We start from the raw sequence: 25989 nt of genomic DNA on the forward strand, positions 1-25989 counted from the left end.
TTTCGAGTCGGGGCCTTTGCATTTCAACGGCGGACGTTTACAACGCCGGGTAATCGATGTAACCGACCGGCCCCTTCGCATAGAACAGTTCCGGACGCGCCTCGTTCAACGGCGCATCGGTCTTCAAACGCGCCGGCAGGTCCGGGTTGGCGATAAACGGTACACCGAACGCCACCGCATCGGCCTTGCCACTGGCCAGCCATTCGTTGGCGCTGTCCTTGGTGAAGCGTTCGTTGGCGATGTACGGGCCGCCGAAGGCTTCTTTCAGTTGTGGGCCGAGGCTGTCGCCGGCTTCTTTTTCGCGCGAGCAGATGAAGGCGATGCCACGCTTGCCCAGTTCGCGAGCGACGTAGGTGAAGGTCTCGGACAGGTTGTCGTCGCCCATGTCATGGAGATCGGCACGGGGTGACAGGTGCACACCCACGCGGCCCGCGCCCCAGATTTCGATGGCGGCATCGGTCACTTCCAGCAGCAGACGCGCACGGTTTTCCAGGGAACCGCCATAGTTGTCGGTGCGCTGGTTGGTGCTGCTTTGCAGGAACTGGTCGAGCAGGTAACCGTTGGCGCCGTGGATTTCCACACCGTCAAAACCGGCAGCCTTGGCGTTCTCTGCACCCACGCGGTAAGCGTCGATGATGTCGGCGATTTCAGCGGTTTCCAGGGCGCGCGGAGTCGGGAAGTCGGCCAATGGACGCACCAGGCTGACATGACCCTTAGGCTGGATGGCACTCGGCGCGACCGGTGCTTCGCCGTTCAGATACAAGGGGTGGGAAATCCGACCCACGTGCCACAGTTGCAGGAAGATTTTGCCGCCAGCGCCGTGGATCGCTTTGGTCACGTTGCTCCAGCCGCGCACCTGGTCGTTGGACCAGATACCGGGAGTGTCCGGGTAGCCCACGCCGATTGGCGTGACCGACGTGGCTTCGCTGAGGATCAAGCCGGCAGAGGCACGTTGCACGTAGTACTCGGCCATCAACGCGTTTGGCACACGGCCTTCATCGGCGCGGCAGCGGGTCAGCGGCGCCATGATGATGCGGTTGGCCAACTCGAGGTCGCCCAGTTTGATCGGATCGAAAATAGTCGTCATTTAATACAACCCTCGTTAGAAATCAGTTAGTAACAGGGGCCAGTTCGGCATTGCCGCTCTGACGGAAAGTAATCAGGGTCACCAGCAGCGCGAGTACCGCCAGTGCGGCTGCCGCGAGCGGCACGCGGGTGAGACCGAAACCGTGGGCGATGACGCTGCCGCCGACCCAGGCACCGAGTGCGTTGCCGACGTTGAAAGCGCCGATGTTCAGGGTCGATACCAGGTTCGGTGCCGCCTTGCCGTAGGTCACAACGTTCACTTGCAGGGCGGGTACGGCGGCGAAGCACGCGGTGGCCCAGAGGAACAGGGTGATTTCGGTTGGAATCACGGCAATGCTGGTCCAGGTCAGCACGGTGGACACGACCGCCATGGTGATGAACACACCGATCAGCGTCGCAGCCAGGCTTTTGTCCGCCAGCTTGCCGCCGATGATGTTGCCGACTGTCAGGCCCAAGCCGATGAGCATCAAGGTCCAGGTCACGCCGCGTGGCGAGACTCCGGTGACCTCGCCCAACAGCGGGGCGACATAGGTGAACAAGGTGAAGACCGAGGCAGCGAATAGCGCAGTCATGCTCAGGGACAGCCAGATGCCGGCGCCCTTGAGGGCGCGCAGTTCGGCGCGCATGTCGAGTTTCTCTTCATCGCGCTTGGCCGGCAGGAAGCGGATCAGGCCAATCAGTGCAATCACACCGATCACGGTCACCGCCCAGAAGGTCGAACGCCAGCCGGCTTCCTGACCGAGCGCGGTGCCCAGCGGCACGCCGAGGACGTTGGCCAGGGTCAGGCCGGTGAACATCAGGGCTACGGCCGACGCACGTTTGTTGGCCGGCACCAGACCTGCCGCCACCACCGAACCGATGCCGAAGAAGGCGCCGTGACACAGCGCGGTGACCACACGGGCAAACATCAAGACGTTGTAGTCACTGGCCAGGGCGCAAAGCAGGTTGCCAATGATGAAGATGCCCATCAACGCTACCAATGCGGCCTTGCGCGGTAGCCTGGCGGTGGCCAGTGCCATGAACGGTGCACCGATGGCCACGCCCAAGGCGTAACCGGTCACCAGCCAGCCGGCGCCGGGGATCGACACACCAAGGTCGGCTGCTACCTCGGGCAACAGGCCCATGATGACGAACTCGGTGGTGCCGATGGCGAAGGCGCTAAGGGCCAGAATGAGTAGCGAGAGGGGCATTGTCAGTTCCTTGTCGGAGCGCGGAGCTCCTTGTCGATGGCGTCGAGGAACGCCTGAATCACGTCCTCGTTGCGTTTGAAGAAGTGCCATTGACCGGCTTTCTGGCTGCTGATCAGTCCCGCCCGTTGCAAGGTCGCCAAATGGGCGGACACGGTCGACTGCGACAGGCCGCAGCGTTGATCGATCTGTCCGGCGCAAATGCCGTACTCATGGTTGTGGAGCTGTTCCGGGAACTGGACCTTGGGGTCTTTCAGCCAGATGAGGATGTCTCGGCGTACTGGGTGTGCCAGCGCTTTTATTATTTCGTCGAGGTCGATGGTCATGATTTGGGGCTCGTGATGAGTAAAACGCTATATCGCGATGAGGCGAACTTTAAATCGGTACTTCGCGATATACCAATATGATTTTGGTCTGATGGCCGTGTAAATCGGTATATCGGGTTATAACGATATGGATGGCGCAGTGCTAAGCTGCGCGCATGAACTATCTCGCACATCTGCACCTCGGTGGCCAGCGCCCCGGTCAAATGCTCGGCAGTCTGTATGGCGATTTCGTCAAAGGACGGCTGCAAGGGCAGTTCGATCCGGAGATCGAAGCGGCCATTCAGTTGCATCGCAGCATCGACGTGTTTACCGACCGCCATCCGCTGGTGGACATCGCCTTGTCGCGGTTTTCCCTCACTCGCAGGCGTTACGCCGGGATCGTGCTCGATGTGTTTTTCGACCACTGCCTGGCGCGGGACTGGACGCTTTACGCAGATCAACCGCTTGAGCTGTTCACCGCGCACGTTTATCGGGTGCTGTCCGCCGAACCGCAGCTGCCGGAGCGCCTGGCGCGGATTGCACCGCACATGGTGGCTAATGATTGGCTGGGTTCATATCAGGAATTCGAAGTGCTAGAGCAGGTATTGCGGGGGATTTCGCGCAGGTTGACCCGGCCGGAGGAGTTGGCGGGGGCGATGCAGGAATTGCGGCGGTTGTATGAACCGTTGAGCGAGGATTTCCGGTTGTTCTATCCGCAGCTTCAGGATTTCGCCCAGAATCGGTCACACAAATCCCCGTAGGAGCGAGGCTTGCCCGCGAAGAGGCCCTTGAGGGCGCCAAAAGCTTCGCGGGCAAGCCTCGCTCCTACAAAAGCAGATTTACAAAAGCAGATTCAGGCAGCGATCAGTTCGCCGGCGTGCTGCGGCTCGGCAGGTTTTGCGACTTCACCAAACAACGCCCTCTGCACCGCCTGCTGCGCTTCGAACGCCAGCGCCGCACGTTCCCGGTCCTGGCACTCGATCGGTTTGAGCAGATGAATCTCCACCTCACCCCGATCATTGGCGAACAAGCGCATCAGGTGCGAGAGCAAATCATCATCGCCAATGAACGGTGCCAGGCTATCGAGCTTGCCATCGCGCAGATAACGAATCGCCACCGGTTGCAGCGCCACTTCGGAATCGATCGCCGCGGACAGCAAACGGCCATGAAACGTACGCAGCGAGCGGCCATCGGTGGTGGTGCCTTCGGGGAACATCAGCAGTGGATGTTCCTGCTCCAGATGACGGGTCATCTGTTTGCGGATCAACTGACTGTCGCCAGAACCACGGCGAATGAACAGGCTGCCGGCCTTGGCCGCCAACCAGCCCGCCACTGGCCAGGTGCGCACTTCGGCCTTGGACAGGAACGACAGCGGCGTGAGCATGCCCAGCAACGGAATGTCGGTCCAGGACACATGATTGCTGACCCAGAGCATCGGCGCCTTCGGCAATTCACCATGCACGGTCACGCGAAAGGGCAGGGCATTGCTCAGCCGCGCCATGAAAAACCGCGACCAGCGCTGGCGACGGACCATCGAATGGGCAATCCCCAGTCGCTCGAACAACCCGAACACACTGGCCATGCTCAAGCCCAGCGTCACCACCAAAAGCACTCGCGCAATTCGCGCGTACACCCGCAAGCGGCTCATTACACAGCCGCCTTGAAGTGCTTGGCGTAGCGCGGGCAGAGCTCGTCGCGCTTGAGCAGGATGAACACGTCGGCCACCTGGAAGTCTTCGTCCCAGCACGGCTCGCCGCAGATTTTCGCGCCCAGGCGCATGTAGGCCTTGAGCAGCGGCGGCATTTCGGCGATGACGTTGGACGGAATATCCAGCGTCGGCAATGGCTTCTTCGGCTCGGCCCGCAGGTGTTCGGTGCACAGGTAGCGTTCGCGCAGGCGCTGCATGATCGCGTGGGCCTGAATGCCGCCGTCCTGCATCGGAATGCTCGCGCAACCCATCAAATAGCTGTAGCCACCCTGGTTCAGCACTTCGGCCAGTTCACCCCAGAGCACCGCGATAGTGCCGCCGTTGCGGTAGGCCGGGTCGACGCAGGTGCGACCGATTTCCAGGATCGGGCCTTTCAGATGGACCAGACCATGCAGGCTGAATTCTTCTTCGCTGTAGAACTTGCCCAGGCTGCTGGCCGCTGTGTGGTCGAGCAAACGGGTGGTCGCCACCAGGCGCCCGGTGTTCAAGTCACGCACGCCGATGTGGGCGCAGTGAACATCATAGTCATCCATGTCCAGACCCAGCTCCGCGCCTTTCAGCTTGGCGTTGAATTCGCCGCTGAACACGTTGAAGCGCAAGGTTTGGGCTTCCTGCAACGCCTCGGCGCCCACCAGGCGTTCGGCTTGCAGGCGGCGTTCATTGCCGGTGTCGCTGATGCGGGCGATCTGAGTCATTGTGAGTCTCCGTGCGGGCTGGCCACCCGTCTTGGGTTGCAGCCGATCGACTTTCTTTATGCAGCCGTGTTGTGCAAAGTCAGGCTATGTAGCCCCGGTGTCATCGCCATGAAGCTTTGGTGATGCTTATATGACAGCCCACAAGGAGCCTCTTATGCCCTGGCAAACCCTGTTGAAACGCCGCGATCGCCTGCCCGCCGACCCTGACCTGGGTGAAGGCTTTGCCACCTTGTTGCAACAGTTGGGCGCGGTGTCGCCGTTCGAATTGGCGGTGGCCGGCGGACGGCTGATGGCGACGCCGGGGCTGGCGTTTCTGGTGGGCTATCAGGCGGCGTTGCGCATGCTCTGGCCGAGCGCGCCGCTGAGCCTCGGCGCGTTGTGCGCGACCGAACAGCGCAGTTTGCGGGTGGCGGACATGCAGACTCGGCTGCGTGATCTGCGCCTGAACGGGCGCAAGGATTTCGTCACCGCCGGCGATGCCGCCGACTGGCTATTGGTCGCAGCTCGCAGTGAAGAACCCGGCGAAGTGCCGCGTTTGAACCTTGCGGTGGTTTACCCCGGCGAACCGGGTGTGCGTCTGGAAAAGCTCGCGCCGATGCCACTGATGCCGGACATAGGCCACGGCCGGTTGTTTCTCGACAACGCACTGTGTGAATTGCTGGCGGGGGATGGCTGGGATGCTTACGTCAAACCGTTCCGAACCCTGGAAGACATCTATGTGCTGAGCGCCATGACTGCGTGGTTATTCGGCGTTGGCCAAGACAACGATTGGCCGCAAACCTTGCAACTACGCTTGCTGGCGCTGCTGGCCGGGTGCGCGGAAGTCAGCCGCCAGGCGCCGAACAATCCGGCCGGGCATGTGTTGCTGGGCGGGTTGTTTGCGCAGTTCGACGGGCTCAAGGCTGAAGTGAATCAGGCCCTGGCCGATGGCCCGCCACAATGGGCGGCGATGTGGCAGCGCGATCAGACCGTGATGGATTTGGCGGCAGGGGCGCGGGGCAAGCGGTTGGCCAAGGCGTTGGCGGGATTGTCGTAAGGTTGAAGGGACCCTTCGCGGGCAAGCCCGCTCCCACAAGGATCTCTGATGTGCAAAATATTGTGTACGACGCAGATCATGTGGGAGCGGGCTTGCCCGCGATGGCGGCCTCATTGGCGACGTAAATTCAAAAACTGTCATCTAGCTCGACTAGGCTCTGCAGGTTCATCCCTCCGAGCGCCCCTCATGTTCAAAGGCTTGTCGCTGATTTTCATGTTGCTGCTCAGCCTCGCGGCCCAGGCCGAAAACTGGCCGGCCGAGCAATGGTCGCCCGGCCCGAAAGTCACCGGCCCGGCACTTCAGGCCCTGGAAAACTACGCATTCGCGTCCCGTGACGATGCCACTCACCAAGGCATTCGCACCGATGCGTTGCTGGTGATCCGCGACGGTCAGCTGATCTACGAACGCTACGCCGGCCCGACCACAGCTGAAACGCCGCACCTGACCTGGTCAATCAGCAAAAGCCTCATGGCCACAGTCCTCGGGGTGGCCTATGGCGAAGGCCTGTTCAAACTCCAGGACCCGGCGGTGAAGTTCTATCCACCGCTGGAAAAACACCCCGCCATGACCATGGCCGATCTGTTGCATTGGGCCTCGGGCCTGGACTGGCAGGAAGAGTATGAGTACGCACCGTTGAAGTCCTCGGTGGTGGCCATGCTCTACACCCGTGGTCACCGCGACATGGCCGTGTTCACTGCCGACCACGACGAGTACGCCAAACCCGGTCAGGCTTTCCGTTACTCCAGCGGCGACAGCAACCTGCTGTCCGCCGCGCTGAAAAACATCGTCGGCCCGGCCCGTTATCCGGATTATCCATGGACCGCGCTGTTCGAACCCTTGGGGATTCGCAGTGCAGTGTGGGAAGCGGATGCCACGGGCACGTTTGTCGCATCGTCCTATGCTTACCTCACCGCCCGGGACCTAGCGCGGGTCGGCCTGTTGATGGCGCGCGACGGTCGTTGGCGTGAGCGGCAATTGCTGCCCAAGGAGTGGGTCGACTTCAGTCGTGAGCCGTTCGCCCGCTATCAAGCCAACCAGGATGAAGCCGTGCCCGGCGGTCACTGGTGGCTCAATCGCGCGGTGGAGGGTGCGACACAACCTTGGCCCGCCGCCCCCGCCGACACCTTCGCCGCGTTGGGCCATTGGGGTCAGGCGATGTACGTGATTCCCAGCGAAAAGCTGGTGATCGTGCGCTACGGCGATGATCGCGATGGAAGTTATCGGCACAACGATTTGCTCAAACTCGCGCTCAAGGCGTTTGCCATGCAGGTGCAGCCATGAGTCGCCGCAGTTTTATTCGCCGTCGGCCGTTCAGCACGTTGTTGCTGGTGCTGATGATCGTCTTGCTCGGCTGGGGCTGGCAGGAGCGGGTGGCATTGTGGGCATTCCCGGACATCATCAGCGCCTATACCGCCAAGGAATACTGCTCGTGCCGTTATGTGATGAATAATTCGGCCGGGTATTGCCAGAGTTATGTGAAGCAGTATTTACCCATCAGCGGGTTCGTCGATGACGCCGCCAACAAGCGCGTGACGGTTGGTGGTATGGGGCGCAGCAATAGCGCTGCTTGGGTTGGCGAACGCCAAGGCTGTCGCCTGCAACCCTGACAGTGGTCAGTTTTTTTGTGGCGAGGGAGTCCCCGCACCGTCTTCGACGCAGCGCTGTCGCGCAGCAAACTGGGGCATCGTAAAGTTGAAGTACGCGCGGGGACTCCCTCGCCACAAAGGTTGGGTCGGAGCAACAGAAAGTTTGCAACTTGCCTCAGGCCAGTTAAGGTTCGTGCAGGTTTATCTGCCCCCGAGTTTCTATGTTCAAGCGGTCCTTCTCTAAAACCCTCGCTTTCCTGCTGCTGGCCGGTGTCACCGTGTCGGCCCAGGCCAATTGGTATCTGGATGGCGAGTCCTCGCGGCTGTCGTTCATCAGCACTAAAAATGCCAACATCTCCGAAGTGCAGCGCTTTCTGGTGTTGCACGGCAAGGTCGATCCCAAGGGCCTGGCGCAGGTGGAGGTTGAGCTGGAGTCGGTCAACAGCGGCATTCCGCTGCGTGACGAACGCATGCGCAAGGAACTGTTCGATATCCAGACGTTCCCTGAAGCACTGATCACCACGCAAATCGATCTACGGCCGATCAACGACCTGGCGCCCGGTGCGCAACTGGAGTTGCGCTTGCCGCTGACCGTCAACCTGCATGGCAAACAACACCAATACAACGCCGAACTGCTGGCGACCCGTCTCGATGACCGGCGTTTCCAAGTGGTGACTCTCGAACCTTTGGTGATCAATGCTGAAGACTTCGACCTGGCCCCGGGCCTGGAAAGCCTGCGCAAGGTTGCCGGTTTGTCGGCCATCAGTCTGTCGGTGCCGGTGGGTGCGGTACTGATTTTCACGGCGCGCTGAGATGCGCGGCGCAATTTTCCCGTGGCGCGAAGGCAATCGCTTTGAACTGCTGATCGACGGCCCGCAGTTTTTTCCGCGAATGCTGGTGGCGATTGCCCGCGCCGAAGAACAAGTCGAACTGGAACTGTACCTGGTGGAGGCGGGAGCCTGCGCCGAGGCCATGGTTCAGGCGCTGGTCCAGGCTGCCGAACGCGGCGTGCGGGTGCGCTGCCTGTTCGATGACTATGGCAGCCTGGCCTTCACCCTGACCTTGCGTCAGCGCCTGATGGCCGCCGGTGTCGAGTTGCGTTTCTACAACCGCCTGAGCTGGCGCCGTTGGGTGGGCAATTTCTATCGCGACCACCGCAAGTTGCTGCTGGTGGATCAATGCCTGGCGGTGGTCGGCGGCACCGGGGTCACCGATGAGTTCTGGACACCGGGCGAAGACACCAGCGAATGGCACGAAGTGATGGTGGAAATCACCGGTCCCTTGGTCATCGACTGGCAGTTGCTGTTCGACCGTCAATGGATCGCCAACCGTCATCGGCGTGCCTGGAAACCCACTGCGCACTTCGGTTTGCCGCGCCTGCCGCGAGTGCCGGCCATGGGCGAGGGCATGGGCCGGGTCGCCTATGCCGACGCCCGTCAACACCGCGATATTCTGCAATCGCTGGTTCGTGCGTTGAACAGCGGCCAGCGCCGAATCTGGCTGGCCACGCCGTATTTCCTGCCGACCTGGAAAGTCCGCCGCTCACTGCGCCGGGCGGCCGCTCGTGGCGTCGATGTGCGTTTGTTGCTGACCGGGCCACGCACCGATCACCCGTCGGTGCGCTACGCCGGGCATCGCTATTACCCGCGACTGCTCAGGGCCGGGGTGAAGATCTTCGAATACCAGCCGTGTTTCCTGCACCTGAAGATGGTGTTGATCGATGACTGGGTGAGCATCGGTTCGTGCAACTTCGATCACTGGAATCTGCGTTTCAATCTGGAAGCCAACCTCGAAGCCCTGGACCCCGGACTGACCCGGGCGGTGACGGCGAGTTTCGAGAATGACTTTGCCCTGAGCCAGGAAGTCAGCCTCGAGGCATGGAAGCGCCGACCGTTGTGGCGGCGGGTCAAGCAAAGGGTATGGGGATGGGTGGATCGGCTGGTGGTGAATCTGCTGGATCGACGGGGCTGAACATTCTTTCAGCTACACCCTAAAACCACTGTGGGAGCGAGCCTGCTCGCGATGGCGGCATAACATTCAATAGAGATGCTGAATGTTATGGCCTCATCGCGAGCAGGCTCGCTCCCACAGGTTTTTGTGGCGTATGACTAATTACAGCAACTCAAAGCTCTGCTGCGTCACGTCCTGGGAGTCCAGGCCGATCTGTACGTTGAACTTGCCCGGTTCCGCGGCGTACTTGAGCTGGGCGTTGTAGAACTTCAGGTCGTCCTCGGTGATGGTGAAGTGCACGACTTTCTGTTCGCCGGCCTTGACCAATACTTTCTGGAAGTTCTTCAGCTCTTTGACCGGGCGGATCATCGAACCGGTCACGTCCTGGATGTACAGCTGCACCACGGTTTCGCCGTCACGCTTGCCGGTGTTCTTCACCACCACGCTGGCGTCGAGCTTGCCGGTCTTGTTCAGTGTGGTCGAAGACAGGGCCATGTCGGTCAGGCTGAACTGGGTATAGCTCAGGCCGAAGCCGAACGGGAACAGCGGCCCGGTGGTGTCTTCGAAATACTGCGAGGTGTAATTGCCCGGTTTGCCCGGAGTGAACGGCCGGCCAATGCTCAGGTGGTTGTAGTAGGTCGGAATCTGACCCACCGAGCGCGGGACGGTGATCGGCAGTTTGCCCGACGGGTTGTAGTCGCCGAACAGCACGTCAGCAATGGCGTTGCCGCCTTCGGTGCCGCTGAACCAGGTTTCCAGAATCGCGTCAGCCTGCTCTTTCTCTTCGAGAATCGACAGCGGACGGCCGTTCATCAATACCAACACCAGCGGTTTGCCGGTGGCTTTCAAAGCCCTGATCAACTCGCGCTGGTTGGCCGGAATGTTCAGGTCGGTACGGCTCGACGATTCGTGGGACATGCCACGGGATTCGCCCACCGCTGCCACCACTACATCGGCCTGTTGCGCGGCTTTCACCGCTTCATCGATCAACACGTTGGCCGGACGCGGGTCATCCACCACTTCTGGCGCGTCGAAGTTGAGGAAGTTCAGGTAATCGAGGATTTTCTTGTCGCTGGTGATGTTCGCGCCACGGGCGTAAATCAGCGTCGACTGCGCGCCGAGAGCGTGGGTCATGCCGTCGAACAGGGTCACCGATTGCGCCGGCCGGCCAGCAGCGGCCCAACTGCCCATCATGTCGATCGGTGCCTTGGCCAGTGGACCGACCAGCGCGATTTTTGCGGTTTTCTTCAGCGGCAGGGTGTCGCCCTGGTTCTTCAGCAACACCAGGCTGCGGCGCGCCACATCACGGGCTTCGGCTCGGTGCAGACGGCTTTCGGCGTAGGTGTCGGCCGGGTCATCCTCGACCTTGCCGATACGCAGGTACGGGTCTTTGAACAGGCCCATGTCGTACTTGGCGGCGAGCACTTCACGCACGGCATTGTCGATGTCTTTCTGTTCGATCTCACCGGCCTTCAACAGCCCAGGCAATTCCTTGCCATAGAGGGTGTCGTTCATGCTCATGTCGATGCCGGCCTTGATCGCCAGCTTCGCGGCTTCGCGACCGTCAGCGGCGACGCCGTGCTTGATCAGCTCGAAAATTGCCCCGTGATCGCTGACCGCCAGGCCCTTGAAGCCCCATTCCTTGCGCAGCAGGTCGTTCATCAGCCAGGTGTTGGCGGTGGCCGGCACGCCGTTGATCGAGTTCAGTGCAACCATCACCCCGCCGGCACCGGCGTCGATGGCGGCGCGGTACGGCGGCAGGTAGTCCTGGTACATCTTGACCGGGCTCATGTCGACGACGTTGTAGTCGCGACCGCCCTCGACCGCGCCGTACAAGGCAAAATGCTTGACGCTGGCCATGATGCTGTCGGCCGCGTTCGCACCGGTGCCCTGGAAGGCCCTGACCATTACGCCGGCGATCCGCGAAACCAGGTAGGTGTCTTCGCCGAAGCCTTCGGACGTGCGGCCCCAGCGTGGGTCGCGGGAGATGTCGACCATCGGCGCGAAAGTGATGTCGAGGCTGTCAGCCGCCGCTTCCTTGGCAGCGATGCGCCCGGAGCGACCAATGGCGTCCATGTCCCAGCTCGAGGCCAGGGCCAGCGGAATCGGGAAAATGGTGCGGTGGCCGTGGATCACGTCATAGGCGAAGAACATCGGGATCTTCAACCGGCTGCGCATGGCCGCATCCTGCATCGGACGGTTTTCGGCGCGGGTGATCGAGTTGAAGGTGCCGCCGATATTGCCGGCGGCGATCTCCTTGCGGATCATCTCCCGCGGCATTTCCGGGCCGATGCTGATCAGGCGCAACTGGCCGATCTTTTCATCGAGGGTCATTTGCTTCATCAGGTGGCTGATGAAGGCGTCCTTGTTCTCTATAGGTGCGGGCGTCGTGGCGGCCAATACGGTATGACTGGCCAGGCTGACGAACAGGCCCAGCAAACACAGCTTCTTCATGAATAGTTTTCTCGAAAGCCTAAACGGCAGTGAATACGCGCCGGTCAGCCAAAATTTAGGGAGCGACTATTGTTGTTCAGGTAAATGCAGCACACTTCTACAGTGTGTCAGCGCTGGGCCATCTTTTAGCCCATTGGCTCGTTGCAATCCAGTAGCGGCGCAGATTATGCCCCAAGAGCCAGGTTGAAAGTTCGCAGGTTGTTTCATCAACGGAATGTGCAAGGGAGCATCAACCAGATGAATGTACGACACCATTATCGGTCGAGCCTGCAGGTTGCAGCCTTGATGTTGCTGACAACACTGCTGGCCGGCTGCGGCATCAACAATATCCCGACCCTCGACGAACAAGCCAAGGGCGCCTGGGGCCAGGTGCAGAACCAGTACCAGCGTCGGGCCGACCTGATTCCCAATCTGGTGGAAACCGTCAAGGGTTATGCCCAGCACGAGCAAGAAACCCTGACCGCGGTGATCGAAGCCCGGGCCAAGGCCACCTCGATTCAGGTAGATGCCAGCACGCTGGATAATCCGGAAAAACTCAAACAGTACGAGCAGGCACAGAATCAGCTGACCGGCGCGCTGAGTCGGTTGATGGTGGTGTCCGAGCGCTACCCGGACCTCAAGGCCAACCAGAACTTCCTGGCGCTGCAATCGCAACTTGAAGGCACCGAAAACCGCATCGCCGTGGCGCGTCGTGATTTCATCCTGGCGGTGCAGAAATACAATACCGAGATCCGCACCTTTCCCGGTCGCCTGTGGCACACCGTGATGTATAGCGATCTGCCGATCCGCGAAACCTTCGAGGCTACCAGCCCCGGCGCCGAGAAAGCGCCTGAAGTGAAGTTCCAGTAAGCGCCGGAACGGGCTAGAAGCGTCACCAAGGATGAGGTTGCCAATGCGCGTGCTGAAAGTGGGCCTGGTGCTGCTGTTCTGGGTGTTTGCCCTGACGGCCCAGGCCGAGTTGAAGTTCCCGGAACTGACCGGGCGGGTGGTGGACAACGCCCAGATGATCGAGCCTGCGGTGCGCGAGCAACTGACGCAACAGCTCAACGCCCATGAAAAAACCACCGGCGAGCAGTTGGTGGTGGTTACGTTGCCGGACTTGCAGGGCACCGACATCGCGGATTTCGGTTATCAATTGGGGCGCTACTGGGGGATCGGCCAGAAGGACAAGAACAACGGCGCGCTGCTGATCGTTGCGCGTGATGAGCGCAAGCTGCGGATCGAAGTCGGTTATGGCCTGGAAGGGCGCCTGACCGATGCGCAGAGTTCGGTGATCATCCATCAGGTGATCACGCCCGCGTTCAAGGCCGGTAACTTCAGCAAAGGCATCAGCGATGGTGTTGCGGCGATGCTGGTGGTGCTGGGCGGCAATCCGCTGGACGAACCGTCGACAGTGTATGAACCGCGCGGTGATCAGGAGAGTGATTTCGTTGGGCGGCATCCGGGGTTATTCGTGTTCCTGGTGTTGCTGTTTATCCTGACGATCTTCATCGGCCAGATGTTCGGTATTCTGCCAAGCGGAGGAGGCCGCGGCGGCTCGGGAGGGGGCTTGGGCGGCGGAGGTTTTGGCGGCGGTGGCGGCGGAGGCTTCAGCGGCGGCGGGGGCAGTTTCGGGGGCGGCGGTTCGTCGGGCGGCTGGTGATAACACTGCAGGTAAAAACAACAATAGCGAGCAGGCATTCATAAACATGGCATTACTGACTGAACACGAACAACGCAAAGTCGCCGAGGCGATTGCCCGGGTCGAGCGCGACACCGACGCCGAACTGGTCACGGTGCTGGCGGCCCGCGCCGACGATTACGCGTACATCCCGCTGCTCTGGGCCAGTCTGCTGGCGTTGGTGGTGCCGGGTATCGTGCATTACCTGACGGGCTGGCTGACCATGCACAGCCTGTTGCTGGTGCAATGGCTCAGCTTCATCGTGCTGTGCCTGGTGTTCCGTATTCCGAAAGTCACCACGCGCCTGATCCCGCGCTCGGTCCGTCACTGGCGCGCGTCGAACCTGGCGCGCCGGCAGTTCCTGGAGCAAAACCTGCACCACACCGTGGGCAGCACCGGCATGCTGATTTTTGTCTCCGAGGCCGAGCGCTATGTGGAGATTCTGGTGGATGAAGGCATTTCCAAACGGCTGGACAACAAGAACTGGGACGCAATTGTGGCGGCGTTTACGCAGCAGGTGAAACAGGGGCAGACGTTGCAAGGGTTTGTGACGTGCATCGAGGCATGCGGCGAGTTGCTCAAGGTGCATGTACCGGTGACTCATGTGCGCAATGAGTTGCCGAATCGGTTGGTGGTGTTGAGCTGATTTCACGCTCCGGATTTGACACACATCATTGTGGCGAGGGGACTTGTCCCCGTTGGGTCGCGAAGCGGCCCCATTCGATTCATCGGTTAGACCGAGTTCTCAGGTTTTACGACTGCTGCGCAGCCGAACGGGGGCAAGCCCCCTCGCCACAAAGAACTCACTGGCCTCAGGATTCGCGCCGTTCGGCAAATAACTGCGTGTCCCGAACGGCCATCCCCCCTAAAATACCCACCATTCCCCGATTCGCACCGCCCGAGGCCGTTTTTTCCATGTCTGTCACCGCCACTCCCGCCAGCCTCGTGCCGGATCATCACGCCCAGTTTATCGATCTGCTGCAAGCCAGCCTCGATCAGAACGCCTTCATCAAACTGGTGCTGGCCAAGTACGTTGGTACAGAGGCGGATTTGCAGCGGCTGATCATCAAGCAACTGACGGTCAAGGATCAGCCGTGCCTGTCCTTCGTCTACCGCTACAAGACCCGCGACATCACCAAGAACCTGCCGCTTGCCGAAGGCGTGGCGACCATTGCTGCGCTGTTGCCCGCATCGTTCAAAAATGCGCATTTACTGTCATTGACCGACGAAGCCCAGCTCGAATACAGCAAAAAGGGCAAATCTTCGCTGTTCAAGAGTAAACCCCAGCAATTGCGCGAAGTGCCGTCCGCCGAGCACAACCGCGAGAAGAACCGTTTCCTCGACCTGAGCCGGCCGTTTCTCAAAGACCTCGGCGTGACCAACGCGCAGCATGAGCTGATCCCGGCGATGTCGCGCAAGTGGAAGCAGATCAACAAGTTCATTGAAGTCTTCAGCCATGCGCTGACCTCGTCACCGCTGGCGCTGGACAAACCCGTGCGGGTGGCGGATTTCGGCTCGGGCAAGGGCTACCTGACGTTCGCGATCCACGACTACTTGCGCAACACCCTGAAGGCCGAGGGCGAGGTGACCGGCGTCGAGCTGCGCGAAGACATGGTCAACCTGTGCAACACCGCCGCCGCGAAGCTGGATCATCCGGGGCTGGTGTTCAAATGCGGTGACGTGCGCAGCGTCGCGCCGAGCGAGCTGGACGTGATGATCGCGTTGCATGCCTGCGACATCGCCACCGACTATGCGATTCACACCGGCATTCGTTCTGGCGCTTCGATCATCATGTGCTCGCCGTGCTGCCACAAACAGATCCGCCTGCAGATCCAGAGCCCGGCGCTGCTCAAACCGATGTTGCAATACGGCCTGCACCTGGGCCAGCAGGCGGAAATGGTCACTGACAGTTTGCGTGCACTGTTTCTGGAAGCCTGCGGTTATGAGACCAAGGTTTTTGAGTTCATCTCGCTGGACCACACCAACAAGAACAAGATGATCCTGGCGGTCAAACGCGCCGAGCCGGTGGACCCGGCTCAGCTGTTGGTGAAGATTCAGGAACTGAAGGACTTCTACCACATCAGCGAACATTGCCTGGAAACCCTGCTGCGGGCTGACGGCTACCTCTGATCGCTGCTGTGGGACGACGGTCGCCGCTAATTCTGTAGGAGCCAGCGGTGCGGCGATCCGACTTGCCGGCGAAGGCGATTGTGAGGACGCCTTCGCCGGCAAGTCGGATCGCCGCACCGCTGGCTCCTACAGGATTAGGTCGTGGCAACACGCGCGGGTTGCACCGCCGTCTTGCGCCCCAACATCACCGTCACGATCACCCCGGCGGCAAACAGCCAGGTAATCGGCTCGACGTGCTCACCGAAGAACAACGCCGAAAACGCGATCGTGAAGAAGATTTGCAGCAACTGGATCTGGCTGACCCGGGCAATGCCGCCCATGGCCAGCCCCGCGTACCAGGCAAAGAACCCGATGAACTGTGAAAACAGCGAGACGTAACCGAAGGCCCACCAGGTCTTGGCCGAAATCTCGCCCTGGTGTTGCAGCGCCAGATACACCACCGGACCGATCAGCAGCGGCGTCGACAGCACCAGCGCCCAGCAGATCACCTGCCAGCCACCCATATCCCTGGCCAACCGGCCGCCTTCGGCATAACCCAACCCACCTACGGCAATTGCGCCGAGCATCAGCAAATCACCGGCCTGAATACTGCCGGCGCCGCTGATCAGCGCATAACCGAGCACCAGCGCACTGCCCAACGCGGCGCAGGCCCAGAAGGCTTTCGACGGACGCTCATGGGACAGCCACGCGGCATACAGCGCCACACACAGCGGTTGCAAGCCGTTGACCAGTGCGCCGTGGGAGGCGGGCAACGTCTGCATGGCCCAGGCCGACAGCACCGGGAAACCAAGGATGACCCCCGCGATCACCAGTGTCAGACCTTTGACCTGTTTCCACGTGGGCCACTTTTCACGGTGCCACAGCAACAGCAGCGCTGCCGGAATGGCCGCAAACAGCGCACGGCCGAGGCCGTTGAGCAGCGGATGGAGTTCCTGCACGACGATCCGTGTGAAGGGCAGGGTCAGGCTGAAGATAACAACGCCGAGCAGGCCGAGGGCCATGCCGGTGTTTTCGCGCGAGGACATGATGGGTGACCAGAATTCAGGATGGCGGGAAGTTTCTTTATCTAGCCATAAACCGCAGGCGCTGCTCTGTTACAGATAGGCGCAGAGTTATCCGTACAGTTTGAGGGCCTCTTCGCGGGCAAGCCTCGCTCCTACAGGTTTTGCATCGGCCGCAAGAACGGCACAAAACCTGTAGGAGCGAGGCTTGCTCGCGAAGAACGATAACGCGGTCCATCAGGTAGTAACTGGCTATTACCCACCCCGCCGGATAAGGACTACTTTGAATACTCCTGCATGCCCACGCATTTTCCAGAGGAGTCCTCCCCATGGCGGCTAAAAAAATTCTGATGCTGGTCGGCGATTATGTCGAAGACTATGAAGTGATGGTGCCGTTCCAGGCGCTGCTGATGGTCGGCCACACGGTGCATGCCGTTTGCCCGGACAAAACCGCCGGCCAGACCGTGCGCACGGCAATCCATGACTTCGAAGGCGACCAGACCTACAGCGAAAAACCCGGTCACCTGTTTGCCCTGAACTTCGATTTCGCCAAAGTCGACGCCGCGGACTACGACGCGCTGCTGGTGCCAGGCGGTCGTGCGCCGGAGTACCTGCGCCTGAACGAAAAAGTCCTGGACCTGGTGCGAGCGTTCGACAAGGCCGGCAAACCGATCGCCGCCGTGTGCCACGGTGCGCAACTGTTGGCCGCCGCAGGGATTCTCGAAGGTCGCGAGTGCAGCGCCTACCCGGCGTGCGCTCCGGAAGTGCGCCTGGCTGGCGGCACGTTCATCGATATCCCGGTGACGCAAGGTCATGTTCAAGGCAATCTGGCCACTGCTCCAGCCTGGCCGGCGCACCCGAGCTGGCTCGCCGGTTTCCTCGGGTTGCTGGGCACCAAAATCACGCTGTAACGAGGGACCTGTCCATGTGCGAGCTCTACGTCAAGGCCGATCCGATTCTCTACGAGTCGCGCTCCCGCTCGCTGCGCATCTGCGGGGTGGTCACCACCCTGCGGTTGGAGAATCAGTTCTGGGACATCCTCAGCGAAATCGCCGAGGTCGACGGTATGACCACCAATCAGTTGATCGCCAAGCTGTATGAAGAGGTGATGGACTACCGCGGCGAAGTGGTGAATTTCGCCTCGTTCTTGCGAGTGAGTTGTATGCGGTATCTGAGCCAGCGCCGGGTGCAGACACCTGAGTTGTCGGTGGTGCGGGTTGCGGTGAAATAGGTCGGTTTGTATCAGTTTTGAGGACACCTTCGCGGGCAAGCCTCGCTCCTACAGTGGATTTGTGTACATCAATCCCTTGTAGGAGCGAGGCTTGCCCGCGAAGGGGTCGGTACAGGCGACAGAAATCCTGACTTGGTCTTTACTCTGAAGCGCAAACCTCTCAATCGCCAAGGAGAAAAAGCATGTCTGGATGGTACGAAGTGAGCAAATCCAGCAACGGTCAGTTCAAGTTTGTATTGAAAGCGGCCAATGCCGAAACCATTCTGACCAGCGAGCTGTACACCACGCGCGGCGCGGCCGACAGCGGTATCGCCTCGGTACAGGCCAACAGTCCGCTGGACGAACGCTACGAGAAAAAAACCACCAAGGATGGTCATCCTTACTTCAACCTCAAGGCTGCCAACCATCAGATCATCGGCAGCAGCGAATCCTACTCATCGGATGCCGCGCGGGATAAAGGCATCGCCAGCGTCAAGGCCAACGGCCCGACCACGGTGATCAAGGACAAAACCTTGCCGGTGCTCTAAACACACCGTTGATCAACTGTGGGAGCGGGCTTGCCCGCGATGACGGCCTAACATTCAACGAAGAGGTTGGATGTACGATCGCTATCGCGGGCAAGCCCGCTCCCACAGGGTATGCATGTACCTGAAGATCAGCGCAATGCGTTCAGCAACCCCTGCAACTGACCGCGCCCGGCCTCGCCCAACGGAAACACCGGCAGTCGCGGGTCACCCGCTTCCAGCCCGGTCATGCGCAAACCCGCCTTGATAGTCGCTGGCAAACCACCCTTGAGGATGAAATCCAGCAGCGGCAACTGACGATAGAACAGTGCCCGCGCCTTGCTCAGATCGTTGGCCAACACGGCTTCGTACAAGTCGAGATTGAGCTGTGGAATCAGATTCGGCGCCGCCGTGCACCAGCCTTTCGCGCCGGCCGCGAACGCTTCCAGCGCCAATGGATTGCAGCCGTTATAGAACGGCACCTGACCTTCGCCCAGCAGTTGCAGTTTGTGCATGCGTTGAATGTCGCCGGTGCTTTCCTTGACCATGGTGACGTTGTCGACGGCATGGAAAATCCGCAGGATCAGTTCCACCGACATGTCGGTGCCGCTAGTGGCCGGGTTGTTGTAGAGCATGATCGGCACGCCGATGCTCTCGCCGATGGCGCGGTAATGGGCGAGGATTTCCGCCTCGCTGAGTTTCCAGTAGGACGCCGGCAGCACCATCACCACGTCGGCGCCGTGAGCTTCGGCGAAGCGCGCGCGGCGCACGGCTTTGGCGGTGGTCAGGTCGGACACGCTGACGATGGTCGGTACGCGTTTGGCCACCCGCCTGATGCTGAATTCGCTGACCTGATCCCATTCCGCGTCGCTCAGATAAGCGCCTTCGCCGGTGCTGCCCAATGGAGCGATGGCGTGGACGCCGCTGTCGATCAGGCGGTCGATGGAACGCCCGAGCGCGTCGAGATCAACGCCTTCGCCATTGGCGGTGAAGGGGGTGATGGTGTAGCCGATGATGCCGTGAATGTTTGGGGTCGACATGGCGTCGCTCCTTTAAGAATGAGTGGGGTCAGTTCAGGCAATCGGCGTGTTGACGCAGGTTCTGCCGAACGTAGTAGTTGAACGCGGCGGCGTGGCGCTTGGGCCTGGAAATCCAGTCATGGGCTTCACGGCCCAGTTCGGGAAGAATCGGTTTGATCGCCCCCGCGGCCATGGCCAGCAACTGCAACGTCGCTGCGCGTTCAATCAGTTGCGCAATGACACAGGCTTCTTCAATGCTCGCGCCGGTGGACAGTTGGCCATGGTGGGAAAGCAGGATCGCCCGTTTGTCGCCCAAGGCCCCGGCAATCAGTTCACCTTCTTCATTGCCCACCGGCACACCCGGCCAGCCTTCGAGAAACGCGCAGTCGTCGTAGAGCGGGCAGAGGTCCATGTGGGAAATCTGCAACGGCACTTCGAGCATCGACAGCGCTGCGATGTGGGTCGGGTGCGTGTGGATGATGCAGTTCACGTCCGGCCGGGCGCGGTACACCCAGCTGTGGAAACGGTTGGCCGGGTTGGGCATGCCGTGGCCTTCAAGCACTTCCAGGTCTTCGTTGACCAGCAACAGATTGCCGGCGGTGATCTCGTCGAATCCCAAGCCCAGTTGCTGAGTGTAATAGGTACCCGGCTGCGGGCCGCGGGCGGTGATTTGCCCGGCCAGACCGGAGTCGTGGCCGTTTTCGAACAGAATGCGGCAGGTCAGGGCCAGCTTTTGCCGGTCGGTCCACGTATTATCCGCCAGGGTATTTTGCATCTGTGTCAGCGCTTGCTTGACCAGTTGCTCTTTGGGTAGTGCTAATGTCTTGGCCATGTCTGTGTCCTTCGGTGGATCATGCAAATGACACTAAAGAGGCTATATGACACTTTGTGTCATTGGCAAGGACAAATCGTTGCCTCCTTGATGGATTAATCGCTCCGCATGTCTATCCGTTTGAAATTATTGAGAAAAAAACTTGGCGTGACGCTGGAGGCCCTGGCCGAAAAATCCGGCATGACCAAGAGCTATCTGTCGAAAGTCGAGCGTGGGTTGAATACCCCGTCGATCGCTGCCGCCCTGAAACTGGCCAAGGCGCTGAACGTGAAGGTCGAGGAATTGTTTTCCGAAGACAACGTGAGCCTCGACAGCTACAGCCTGGTGCGCAGCGACGAACGCCAATCGCTGGCCGCCAATGACCAGAGCCCGGGTTATGCGGTGCTGGCCCATCAGGTCAGTGAGCGCAGTTTGCTGCCGTTCATCATCTACCCGCCGACCGAGTTCACCGACAAAACCTTCAAGGAACACGTGGGGGAAGAGTTTTTGTTCGTCCACGAAGGGCAGGTGGAAGTGGACTTCATGAACGAGCGCGTGCTGCTCAACCGTGGGGATGCGTTGCACTTCAATGCGCAGAAGCCGCATCGCATCAGGTCAGTGGGCGAGGTTCAGGCGCAGTTGTTGGTGGTGGTGCATAGCAGCGAGGAATAAGTCGATTGGACAGACGCCATCGCGGGCAAGCCCGCTCCCACATGGGTTGTGCGTTGATCACAAAATAGGTGGGCAACACCAATCCTGTGGGAGCGGGCTTGCCCGCGATGGCGTCAGCCGCGTCGCCGCTAAACCTCGACTGGAACGGTCAGCTTCGGACTGCCCAATGCATGCGTCTTCGAGTCAAAAAACCGCAGCTCCACTCCCGTCCCATCAAACACCTTCGTGTAATGCCGCTTCTGATGCTGGATGAACGCCTTGCTGCGTGGGTAAATCGAGATCGCCGCTGTCTTCGGTTTCGCCTGGCGCAATGCATGAATGATGTGGCTGTCCTGCTCGCCAAGGGCATGCCCGAAGATGCACAGCCCATCGCCATGGCCCAGTAGCTGGTCGTAGCAGAACGACAGGTAATCGGAGCTGCGAATGGTCTTGAGCTTGTCCTGGGTCGGACCTTCGTTGACGAACAGCGGCACGTCGTCGAGGGTCTTGATTGTATTGTTGATCGCGAAACTGCCCAGCAACGTTCCCTCGGTCGACATCAATTTACGCGCCGTGCCGTCCTGGTTGCGCACCAGATGCAGGCCACCGTGCAGGTACAGCAGCCGGGTTTTGTCTGTCGCGGTCAGGCTCAAATCAAAGCGCGGCTCGGTGCCCTGGAACAGATCGGTAATGACGTCAGGCCGGTGCTGGATCGCCCAGTAGTTGAGCAAGTCGTAATTGGTGGTGAACACCGTTCGATAGCTGCCCAGTTCCTGGTTGATCGTCGCGAGCGTCGAGGGCACCACCAACCGCCAAGGGATGTGCACCGCATGCACGGTGTTGATCAGCGCTTCCTTGATCGCGTAATAGCGGTTGCGCGGAGCGGCAGAGCTGACGGCCAACGCCTTGTTGACCCGGCTGGTGATTTTCAGCGCCCCAAGCACTTGCTCGAAACTACGCGTCTGCATCGCGTCGAACACGCTCAGCTCGGATTGGCTCAGAGGCTTTTCTTCGACGGTGCGGGCGTTTTCGAACAGCGAGTCATAGCCGAAGTCGTCCCATACCGCACGACTGGCGCCGTTCCCCACCAGCAGGCCGCCGAAAGAGGCAGTGGTGCGCAAGGCGTTCCAGTCTTCAAGTTGGGCATCGACATCCTGGAAATCGGTCATTGCGTTCGTTGTCTCAAAGCTAAAGGTCTGATGGACGGCGACTTTATCACGACCCGGACTTGAGCCAGATCAAGTTAGCGCATGACTAATGGGTCGATCCTGTGTGTATCCGCCAAATCGGCGTTGCCGATTTCGGTTTCAGCCAGGAGACTCGCGCATGAGCAGTACGTTTTTCATCCCCTCCGTGAACATCATGGGCACCGGTTGCCTTGACGAAGCCATGGACGCCATTCGCAAGTATGGGTTTCGCAAGGCGCTGATCGTCACCGACACCGGGCTGGCCAAGGCTGGCGTGGCGACGATGATTGCCGAGAAACTGGCGAGCCAGGACATCGACTCGGTGATCTTCGACGGCGCCAAGCCGAATCCGAGCATCGCCAACGTCGAACTTGGCCTGGGCCTGCTCAAGGAAAGTCGCTGTGATTTCGTGGTGTCTCTGGGCGGCGGTTCGCCTCACGACTGCGCCAAGGGCATCGCCTTGTGCGCCACAAACGGTGGGACGATTCGTGACTACGAAGGTGTCGACCAGTCGACCAAACCGCAACTGCCGCTGATCGCGATCAACACCACCGCCGGCACTGCCAGTGAGATGACCCGTTTTTGCATCATCACCGACGAATCCCGTCACGTGAAAATGGCCATTGTCGATCGCAACGTCACGCCGCTGCTGTCAGTCAACGATCCGGCGCTGATGGTCGCCATGCCCAAGGGCCTGACTGCCGCTACCGGCATGGACGCGCTGACCCACGCCATCGAAGCCTACGTCTCCACGGCAGCCAACCCGATTACCGATGCCTGTGCGCTGAAAGCCATCACCTTGATCAGCAATAACCTGCGCCTGGTCGTACGCGACGGCAGTGACATGATTGCGCGGGAAAACATGGCTTACGCGCAGTTCCTCGCCGGTATGGCGTTCAATAACGCGTCGCTTGGCTATGTTCACGCGATGGCTCACCAGCTAGGCGGGTTCTACGACTTGCCCCATGGTGTGTGCAATGCGGTGCTGCTGCCTCATGTGCAAAGTTTCAACGCGCTGGTCTGCGCCGACCGCCTGACCGATGTTGCTCGTGCGATGGGCGCCGACATTCGCGGGTTCAGCCCAGAGGAGGGCGCTCAGGCAGCCATCGCGGCCATTCGCACCTTGGCCAAGGACGTGGAAATCCCCGCCGGCTTACGTGAGCTCGGTGCCAGGCTCAACGACATCCCGGTGCTTGCCAGCAATGCCATGAAAGACGCCTGTGGACTGACCAATCCACGGAAGGCGGATCAGCGGCAGATCGAGGAGATTTTCCGCAGCGCGTTCTAAGTGGTTCGACGGCCGGGCGCGAGCACTACGCAAAGCAGCGCGCCCACGGCCAGCAAAGTGCATAGCAGCGACAATGGCCATGCTTGCTGGCTCGCTATCAGGCTGGCGATACCGCCGATAATGGCGGCCATCAGTTGGTGAATGAAACCGCTCAATGCCATCGCATAAGCACCGCCGATCGGCGACCCTTCGTTGGCCAGGGACAGGCTGATCGGGTAATTCAGCGACTGGCCAAACACCGCAAAACAATAGGGCAACCAGAACAGCAGCGCTATTGACGTACCGGCGATGCTACCCAGCAACATGACCGCGCTGCCGGCCAGTACCAGCCCAACGCCCGCCGTCATCAGCTGGCGCTGACCGGTACGCAGCACAAAGCGATTGACCGCCACAGCCCCAAGAAAATAGGCCGCGCTGATTGGCCAACCCAACAATCCGTATTCCACTGCCGACCAGTTGAAGGGGCCTTGAAGAATCAACGGCGCGGCGGTGTTGAATGCGACGATCACCCCGTACCCCAAGCCGCCGACAAGGGCCGGCAACAGGAAGGCCCGATGCCCCAGAATGTGCCAGTAGCTCGTCCAGGCGGATGACAGTGTGTTCTCTGCTGCCAGCACCGGGAACGTGAGTCGGGCCACCACCACCGCCATCAACAGGCTTACGCCACCCAACAAGTAGAAGATCATCGGCCAACCCAGCGCCACCTGGATAATCGACCCCAGGTATTGGCCGATACCCAGCGCCACCACAAAGGAAATCGATATCCAGGACAACGCCTTGGCCAGCAGGTCGCCACGAAAACTGTCGCGGATCAGCACCCGGGCCATGACCGAAATTCCGCTGGCGCCTACCCCTTGAATCAGTCGAAAAAACAGGAACGACTCCAGCGTCTGGCCCAAGGGCAGGGCCAGGTTACCCACCCCATAGATACCGAGCGCCGCGAGCAGCACCGGTTTGCGGCCAATGCGTTGACCGAGGCTGCCCCAGAACAGCATCGGCAGCGCCATGCCGATCAGATACACCGCCAGCCCCCATGAAACCTGCGAGGCATCGGCGGATAGATCCCGGGCAATTTCTGGTAGCGCCGACAGATAAATGCTCATGCCCAATTGAGCGAGAAAAACCGTGCAGCAAGTGATGAGGAGGGTGGTGCTGCTCTTCATTGGATCTTCCTTGGAGTTGCGCTGCCGATATCCCGGCCGTGAGTGCGTAAAAGCTCGCTGATAAGTTCACAGAAATGGCGTATCAGCGTCGTCTCCATGTCGGCGCGCAACGTGATTCTGATGGCGGCCTTGCCTTGTGGGACCACCGGGAAAAACACTGCCGAAGTGAAGAAACCTTGATTGGCCAGTTCGATGGCGATGCTATTGGCCAGCTCCGCTTTACCGCAGTTGACCAGTCGAATCGCCATGTTGCTGTTGTGTTGCTCGGTGCGTACGAGGCTGTCAAAGAGGCGGATATTAACCTGAAGCTTTTCCTGCAACGCGGCGAACTCCAGCGTGCGGTGTAACTGGATGGAGGCTCTACCCGCGCCGATGGCCGCACTGTTCAGGCTTTGCGACCAATTGCTGGGGCCACCGTAACGCTGAATGAGCTTCTTCTGCCGTTCACTGCCCAGCATCACCAGACCGCCGCTGGCGCCAAACGACTTGGCCAGTGAGGCAACGATCAGGCAGTCATCATCCAGTGCATGCAACCTGGGACGCACGAGCCCGGCGCCGAATGTTCCTACAGCGGAAAGCGCGTGGGAATCGTCCAGATAGAGAAACAGCCCATAGCGGTCTTTCAGATACAAGAGGCTGTCCAAGTCCGCAACCCCGCCCATGCTGTAGGCACCGTCGGCGACATACGCGACTCTTGTGTGCCGCTGACACAGCGTCTCGAGGAAGTCCATGTCGTTATGCGGGCATGTCACGACGGTGGTTTCATCTGCACAGGCGGCTTTGAGGTGATTCATTGAGTAATGGGCCAACCGGTCGAAAACCATCACCGGAGGGCGATTTTCCGTGAACACGCCGCTGGCCAGCAACGGCAGGATCCCAGCGCTCGCGGCACTGCACGACAAGGTGCTGAGGCAACTGGCGCCGAACAACTCGGACAATTCGGTTTCGAATTGATCCAGAATCGCCAGCTTGCAGCGGTTCTTTGAATTGGCGACGCGAAGGGTGCCGGTTTCCCACAGTGTGGCCATGGCGCCGTCGAGAATATCGGGATGGTGATCCAGGCCCAGGTAAGACGTCGTACAGAAATGATGAAATGCTCGCCCATACTGATCGAGCATGCGGTTGGCACTTTTTATTTCAACGTTGAGCCCCGAGATTTTTCCGGCTTCGGCTGTCTCCCAATCGTGATCCGCCAACGAAATGAGTTTGCGGTAGTTGGTGAAGGTATGCTCCGTGTGCGGTGTGTTGTTCATGTGTGAATGACATTCCTTGAGTGAATCTATCCGTGGGTTTGTTGCAATTTGTATGTGTTGCCGGACTTTACAGAGAGTTCCGGTC

General features: G+C 60.1%; 27 protein-coding genes. 15 read left to right on the plus strand and 12 right to left on the minus strand.

What is annotated here, in order from left to right; all coding sequences use genetic code 11:
• Positions 1 to 37: 37 nt before the first annotated feature.
• From AB7M22_RS02620 to AB7M22_RS02630, 3 genes are read right to left on the minus strand one after another with little or no spacing between them, the layout of a single operon-like run.
• Positions 38 to 1087 carry an alkene reductase gene (locus AB7M22_RS02620; protein WP_454185144.1) on the minus strand — a complete coding sequence of 350 codons (1050 nt, stop codon included), beginning with the start codon at positions 1085 to 1087 and terminating at the stop codon, positions 38 to 40.
• Between the two features lie 22 nt (positions 1088 to 1109).
• Positions 1110 to 2276, minus strand: a complete 1167-nt coding sequence (locus AB7M22_RS02625; protein WP_008010859.1) for an MFS transporter — start codon at positions 2274 to 2276, stop codon at positions 1110 to 1112.
• Between the two features lie 2 nt (positions 2277 to 2278).
• Entirely contained in the window at positions 2279 to 2599 is a 321-nt protein-coding gene (locus tag AB7M22_RS02630) for an ArsR/SmtB family transcription factor (protein WP_007903797.1), read from the minus strand.
• Between the two features lie 155 nt (positions 2600 to 2754).
• Here AB7M22_RS02630 and AB7M22_RS02635 point away from each other — a divergent pair, with 155 nt between their 5' ends.
• Positions 2755 to 3339 carry an acyl carrier protein phosphodiesterase gene (locus AB7M22_RS02635; RefSeq protein WP_454185145.1) on the plus strand — a complete coding sequence of 195 codons (585 nt, stop codon included), beginning with the start codon at positions 2755 to 2757 and terminating at the stop codon, positions 3337 to 3339.
• 92 nt (positions 3340 to 3431) lie between these two features.
• On the opposite strand, the gene AB7M22_RS02640 is transcribed toward AB7M22_RS02635, so the two are convergent.
• Entirely contained in the window at positions 3432 to 4226 is a 795-nt protein-coding gene (locus tag AB7M22_RS02640) for a lysophospholipid acyltransferase family protein (RefSeq protein WP_454185146.1), read from the minus strand.
• Positions 4226 to 4981 carry an L-ornithine N(alpha)-acyltransferase gene (gene olsB, locus AB7M22_RS02645; RefSeq protein WP_454185147.1) on the minus strand — a complete coding sequence of 252 codons (756 nt, stop codon included), beginning with the start codon at positions 4979 to 4981 and terminating at the stop codon, positions 4226 to 4228. The genes AB7M22_RS02640 and olsB overlap by 1 nt, the downstream gene beginning before the upstream one ends.
• 154 nt (positions 4982 to 5135) lie before the next feature.
• Here olsB and AB7M22_RS02650 point away from each other — a divergent pair, with 154 nt between their 5' ends.
• The 5 genes from AB7M22_RS02650 (at position 5136) to AB7M22_RS02670 (ending at position 9574) form a co-directional block, all read left to right on the plus strand.
• A complete protein-coding gene (locus AB7M22_RS02650; RefSeq protein WP_454185148.1) occupies positions 5136 to 6017 on the plus strand; it encodes an acyl-CoA dehydrogenase in 882 nt (293 codons plus the stop codon).
• Positions 6018 to 6203: 186 nt separating this feature from the next.
• Positions 6204 to 7298, plus strand: a complete 1095-nt coding sequence (locus tag AB7M22_RS02655; RefSeq protein WP_454185149.1) for a serine hydrolase domain-containing protein — start codon at positions 6204 to 6206, stop codon at positions 7296 to 7298.
• Positions 7295 to 7624 carry an amidase gene (locus AB7M22_RS02660; protein WP_454185150.1) on the plus strand — a complete coding sequence of 110 codons (330 nt, stop codon included), beginning with the start codon at positions 7295 to 7297 and terminating at the stop codon, positions 7622 to 7624. The genes AB7M22_RS02655 and AB7M22_RS02660 overlap by 4 nt, the downstream gene beginning before the upstream one ends.
• Positions 7625 to 7824: 200 nt before the next feature.
• The gene (locus AB7M22_RS02665) at positions 7825 to 8415 is read left to right on the plus strand and encodes a YceI family protein (RefSeq protein ID WP_008010852.1); all 591 of its coding nucleotides are present in this window, start codon (positions 7825 to 7827) and stop codon (positions 8413 to 8415) included.
• A 1-nt stretch (position 8416) separates the two neighbouring features.
• Entirely contained in the window at positions 8417 to 9574 is a 1158-nt protein-coding gene (locus AB7M22_RS02670) for a phospholipase D-like domain-containing protein (protein ID WP_454185151.1), read from the plus strand.
• A 141-nt stretch (positions 9575 to 9715) separates the two neighbouring features.
• On the opposite strand, the gene bglX is transcribed toward AB7M22_RS02670, so the two are convergent.
• Positions 9716 to 12007, minus strand: a complete 2292-nt coding sequence (bglX, locus tag AB7M22_RS02675; RefSeq protein ID WP_454185152.1) for a beta-glucosidase BglX — start codon at positions 12005 to 12007, stop codon at positions 9716 to 9718.
• A gap of 237 nt (positions 12008 to 12244) precedes the next feature.
• Here bglX and AB7M22_RS02680 point away from each other — a divergent pair, with 237 nt between their 5' ends.
• The 4 genes from AB7M22_RS02680 to AB7M22_RS02695 all read left to right on the plus strand — a co-directional run bounded on the left by AB7M22_RS02680 (position 12245) and on the right by AB7M22_RS02695 (position 15797).
• Positions 12245 to 12856 carry a LemA family protein gene (locus AB7M22_RS02680; protein ID WP_008010846.1) on the plus strand — a complete coding sequence of 204 codons (612 nt, stop codon included), beginning with the start codon at positions 12245 to 12247 and terminating at the stop codon, positions 12854 to 12856.
• A gap of 43 nt (positions 12857 to 12899) precedes the next feature.
• Complete coding sequence (locus AB7M22_RS02685) at positions 12900 to 13649, plus strand: TPM domain-containing protein (protein ID WP_008010844.1); 750 nt, start codon at positions 12900 to 12902, stop codon at positions 13647 to 13649.
• A gap of 46 nt (positions 13650 to 13695) precedes the next feature.
• Positions 13696 to 14313: a TPM domain-containing protein gene (locus tag AB7M22_RS02690; RefSeq protein ID WP_007903764.1), complete on the plus strand. Its 618-nt coding sequence runs from the start codon at positions 13696 to 13698 to the stop codon at positions 14311 to 14313.
• A gap of 269 nt (positions 14314 to 14582) precedes the next feature.
• Positions 14583 to 15797, plus strand: a complete 1215-nt coding sequence (locus AB7M22_RS02695; RefSeq protein ID WP_454185153.1) for a class I SAM-dependent methyltransferase — start codon at positions 14583 to 14585, stop codon at positions 15795 to 15797.
• Positions 15798 to 15931: 134 nt separating this feature from the next.
• Here AB7M22_RS02695 and AB7M22_RS02700 read toward each other — a convergent pair whose 3' ends face one another.
• On the minus strand, positions 15932 to 16822 hold the full coding sequence (locus tag AB7M22_RS02700; protein WP_454185154.1) for a DMT family transporter: 891 nt from the start codon (positions 16820 to 16822) through the stop codon (positions 15932 to 15934).
• 305 nt (positions 16823 to 17127) lie between these two features.
• Here AB7M22_RS02700 and AB7M22_RS02705 point away from each other — a divergent pair, with 305 nt between their 5' ends.
• From AB7M22_RS02705 to AB7M22_RS02715, 3 genes are all read left to right on the plus strand, one after another.
• Positions 17128 to 17709, plus strand: a complete 582-nt coding sequence (locus AB7M22_RS02705) for a DJ-1/PfpI family protein (protein ID WP_008010833.1) — start codon at positions 17128 to 17130, stop codon at positions 17707 to 17709.
• Between the two features lie 14 nt (positions 17710 to 17723).
• On the plus strand, positions 17724 to 18029 hold the full coding sequence (locus AB7M22_RS02710; protein ID WP_454185155.1) for a ribbon-helix-helix domain-containing protein: 306 nt from the start codon (positions 17724 to 17726) through the stop codon (positions 18027 to 18029).
• A 182-nt stretch (positions 18030 to 18211) separates the two neighbouring features.
• Positions 18212 to 18556, plus strand: coding sequence for a YegP family protein (locus AB7M22_RS02715; protein ID WP_454185156.1), 345 nt, complete (start codon positions 18212 to 18214; stop codon positions 18554 to 18556).
• 128 nt (positions 18557 to 18684) lie between these two features.
• Here AB7M22_RS02715 and AB7M22_RS02720 read toward each other — a convergent pair whose 3' ends face one another.
• Positions 18685 to 19572 carry a dihydrodipicolinate synthase family protein gene (locus AB7M22_RS02720; protein WP_454185157.1) on the minus strand — a complete coding sequence of 296 codons (888 nt, stop codon included), beginning with the start codon at positions 19570 to 19572 and terminating at the stop codon, positions 18685 to 18687.
• Between the two features lie 28 nt (positions 19573 to 19600).
• Complete coding sequence (locus AB7M22_RS02725) at positions 19601 to 20383, minus strand: aldolase (protein WP_454185158.1); 783 nt, start codon at positions 20381 to 20383, stop codon at positions 19601 to 19603.
• Positions 20384 to 20491: 108 nt separating this feature from the next.
• Between AB7M22_RS02725 and AB7M22_RS02730 the strand changes: the two genes are divergently transcribed.
• Complete coding sequence (locus AB7M22_RS02730) at positions 20492 to 21034, plus strand: helix-turn-helix domain-containing protein (protein ID WP_454185159.1); 543 nt, start codon at positions 20492 to 20494, stop codon at positions 21032 to 21034.
• Between the two features lie 128 nt (positions 21035 to 21162).
• Here the strand turns inward: AB7M22_RS02730 and AB7M22_RS02735 are convergent, their stop codons facing one another.
• Entirely contained in the window at positions 21163 to 22182 is a 1020-nt protein-coding gene (locus AB7M22_RS02735; RefSeq protein WP_454185160.1) for a DUF4917 family protein, read from the minus strand.
• 157 nt (positions 22183 to 22339) lie between these two features.
• Here AB7M22_RS02735 and yiaY point away from each other — a divergent pair, with 157 nt between their 5' ends.
• Positions 22340 to 23488 carry an L-threonine dehydrogenase gene (gene yiaY, locus AB7M22_RS02740; protein WP_454185161.1) on the plus strand — a complete coding sequence of 383 codons (1149 nt, stop codon included), beginning with the start codon at positions 22340 to 22342 and terminating at the stop codon, positions 23486 to 23488.
• On the opposite strand, the gene AB7M22_RS02745 is transcribed toward yiaY, so the two are convergent.
• Together AB7M22_RS02745 and AB7M22_RS02750 are read right to left on the minus strand one after the other, a co-directional pair.
• Positions 23485 to 24651, minus strand: coding sequence for a multidrug effflux MFS transporter (locus AB7M22_RS02745; RefSeq protein ID WP_454185162.1), 1167 nt, complete (start codon positions 24649 to 24651; stop codon positions 23485 to 23487). The genes yiaY and AB7M22_RS02745 overlap by 4 nt on opposite strands.
• Complete coding sequence (locus AB7M22_RS02750) at positions 24648 to 25904, minus strand: 8-amino-7-oxononanoate synthase family protein (protein ID WP_454185163.1); 1257 nt, start codon at positions 25902 to 25904, stop codon at positions 24648 to 24650. Before AB7M22_RS02750 ends, AB7M22_RS02745 begins: the two co-directional genes overlap by 4 nt.
• Positions 25905 to 25989 lie beyond the last annotated feature (85 nt).

This window comes from Pseudomonas sp. ADAK2 TE3594, from assembly GCF_053628675.1.

What these genes read in the sequence shown, in the direction of transcription:
- AB7M22_RS02620 (WP_454185144.1), bottom strand. Translation starts at nt 1,087, where the DNA reads ATGACGACTATTTTCGATCCGATCAAACTGGGCGACCTCGAGTTGGCC.
- AB7M22_RS02625 (WP_008010859.1), bottom strand. Translation starts at nt 2,276, where the DNA reads ATGCCCCTCTCGCTACTCATTCTGGCCCTTAGCGCCTTCGCCATCGGC.
- AB7M22_RS02630 (WP_007903797.1), bottom strand. Translation starts at nt 2,599, where the DNA reads ATGACCATCGACCTCGACGAAATAATAAAAGCGCTGGCACACCCAGTA.
- AB7M22_RS02635 (WP_454185145.1), top strand. Translation starts at nt 2,755, where the DNA reads ATGAACTATCTCGCACATCTGCACCTCGGTGGCCAGCGCCCCGGTCAA.
- AB7M22_RS02640 (WP_454185146.1), bottom strand. Translation starts at nt 4,226, where the DNA reads ATGAGCCGCTTGCGGGTGTACGCGCGAATTGCGCGAGTGCTTTTGGTG.
- olsB (WP_454185147.1), bottom strand. Translation starts at nt 4,981, where the DNA reads ATGACTCAGATCGCCCGCATCAGCGACACCGGCAATGAACGCCGCCTG.
- AB7M22_RS02650 (WP_454185148.1), top strand. Translation starts at nt 5,136, where the DNA reads ATGCCCTGGCAAACCCTGTTGAAACGCCGCGATCGCCTGCCCGCCGAC.
- AB7M22_RS02655 (WP_454185149.1), top strand. Translation starts at nt 6,204, where the DNA reads ATGTTCAAAGGCTTGTCGCTGATTTTCATGTTGCTGCTCAGCCTCGCG.
- AB7M22_RS02660 (WP_454185150.1), top strand. Translation starts at nt 7,295, where the DNA reads ATGAGTCGCCGCAGTTTTATTCGCCGTCGGCCGTTCAGCACGTTGTTG.
- AB7M22_RS02665 (WP_008010852.1), top strand. Translation starts at nt 7,825, where the DNA reads ATGTTCAAGCGGTCCTTCTCTAAAACCCTCGCTTTCCTGCTGCTGGCC.
- AB7M22_RS02670 (WP_454185151.1), top strand. Translation starts at nt 8,417, where the DNA reads ATGCGCGGCGCAATTTTCCCGTGGCGCGAAGGCAATCGCTTTGAACTG.
- bglX (WP_454185152.1), bottom strand. Translation starts at nt 12,007, where the DNA reads ATGAAGAAGCTGTGTTTGCTGGGCCTGTTCGTCAGCCTGGCCAGTCAT.
- AB7M22_RS02680 (WP_008010846.1), top strand. Translation starts at nt 12,245, where the DNA reads ATGAATGTACGACACCATTATCGGTCGAGCCTGCAGGTTGCAGCCTTG.
- AB7M22_RS02685 (WP_008010844.1), top strand. Translation starts at nt 12,900, where the DNA reads ATGCGCGTGCTGAAAGTGGGCCTGGTGCTGCTGTTCTGGGTGTTTGCC.
- AB7M22_RS02690 (WP_007903764.1), top strand. Translation starts at nt 13,696, where the DNA reads ATGGCATTACTGACTGAACACGAACAACGCAAAGTCGCCGAGGCGATT.
- AB7M22_RS02695 (WP_454185153.1), top strand. Translation starts at nt 14,583, where the DNA reads ATGTCTGTCACCGCCACTCCCGCCAGCCTCGTGCCGGATCATCACGCC.
- AB7M22_RS02700 (WP_454185154.1), bottom strand. Translation starts at nt 16,822, where the DNA reads ATGTCCTCGCGCGAAAACACCGGCATGGCCCTCGGCCTGCTCGGCGTT.
- AB7M22_RS02705 (WP_008010833.1), top strand. Translation starts at nt 17,128, where the DNA reads ATGGCGGCTAAAAAAATTCTGATGCTGGTCGGCGATTATGTCGAAGAC.
- AB7M22_RS02710 (WP_454185155.1), top strand. Translation starts at nt 17,724, where the DNA reads ATGTGCGAGCTCTACGTCAAGGCCGATCCGATTCTCTACGAGTCGCGC.
- AB7M22_RS02715 (WP_454185156.1), top strand. Translation starts at nt 18,212, where the DNA reads ATGTCTGGATGGTACGAAGTGAGCAAATCCAGCAACGGTCAGTTCAAG.
- AB7M22_RS02720 (WP_454185157.1), bottom strand. Translation starts at nt 19,572, where the DNA reads ATGTCGACCCCAAACATTCACGGCATCATCGGCTACACCATCACCCCC.
- AB7M22_RS02725 (WP_454185158.1), bottom strand. Translation starts at nt 20,383, where the DNA reads ATGGCCAAGACATTAGCACTACCCAAAGAGCAACTGGTCAAGCAAGCG.
- AB7M22_RS02730 (WP_454185159.1), top strand. Translation starts at nt 20,492, where the DNA reads ATGTCTATCCGTTTGAAATTATTGAGAAAAAAACTTGGCGTGACGCTG.
- AB7M22_RS02735 (WP_454185160.1), bottom strand. Translation starts at nt 22,182, where the DNA reads ATGACCGATTTCCAGGATGTCGATGCCCAACTTGAAGACTGGAACGCC.
- yiaY (WP_454185161.1), top strand. Translation starts at nt 22,340, where the DNA reads ATGAGCAGTACGTTTTTCATCCCCTCCGTGAACATCATGGGCACCGGT.
- AB7M22_RS02745 (WP_454185162.1), bottom strand. Translation starts at nt 24,651, where the DNA reads ATGAAGAGCAGCACCACCCTCCTCATCACTTGCTGCACGGTTTTTCTC.
- AB7M22_RS02750 (WP_454185163.1), bottom strand. Translation starts at nt 25,904, where the DNA reads ATGAACAACACACCGCACACGGAGCATACCTTCACCAACTACCGCAAA.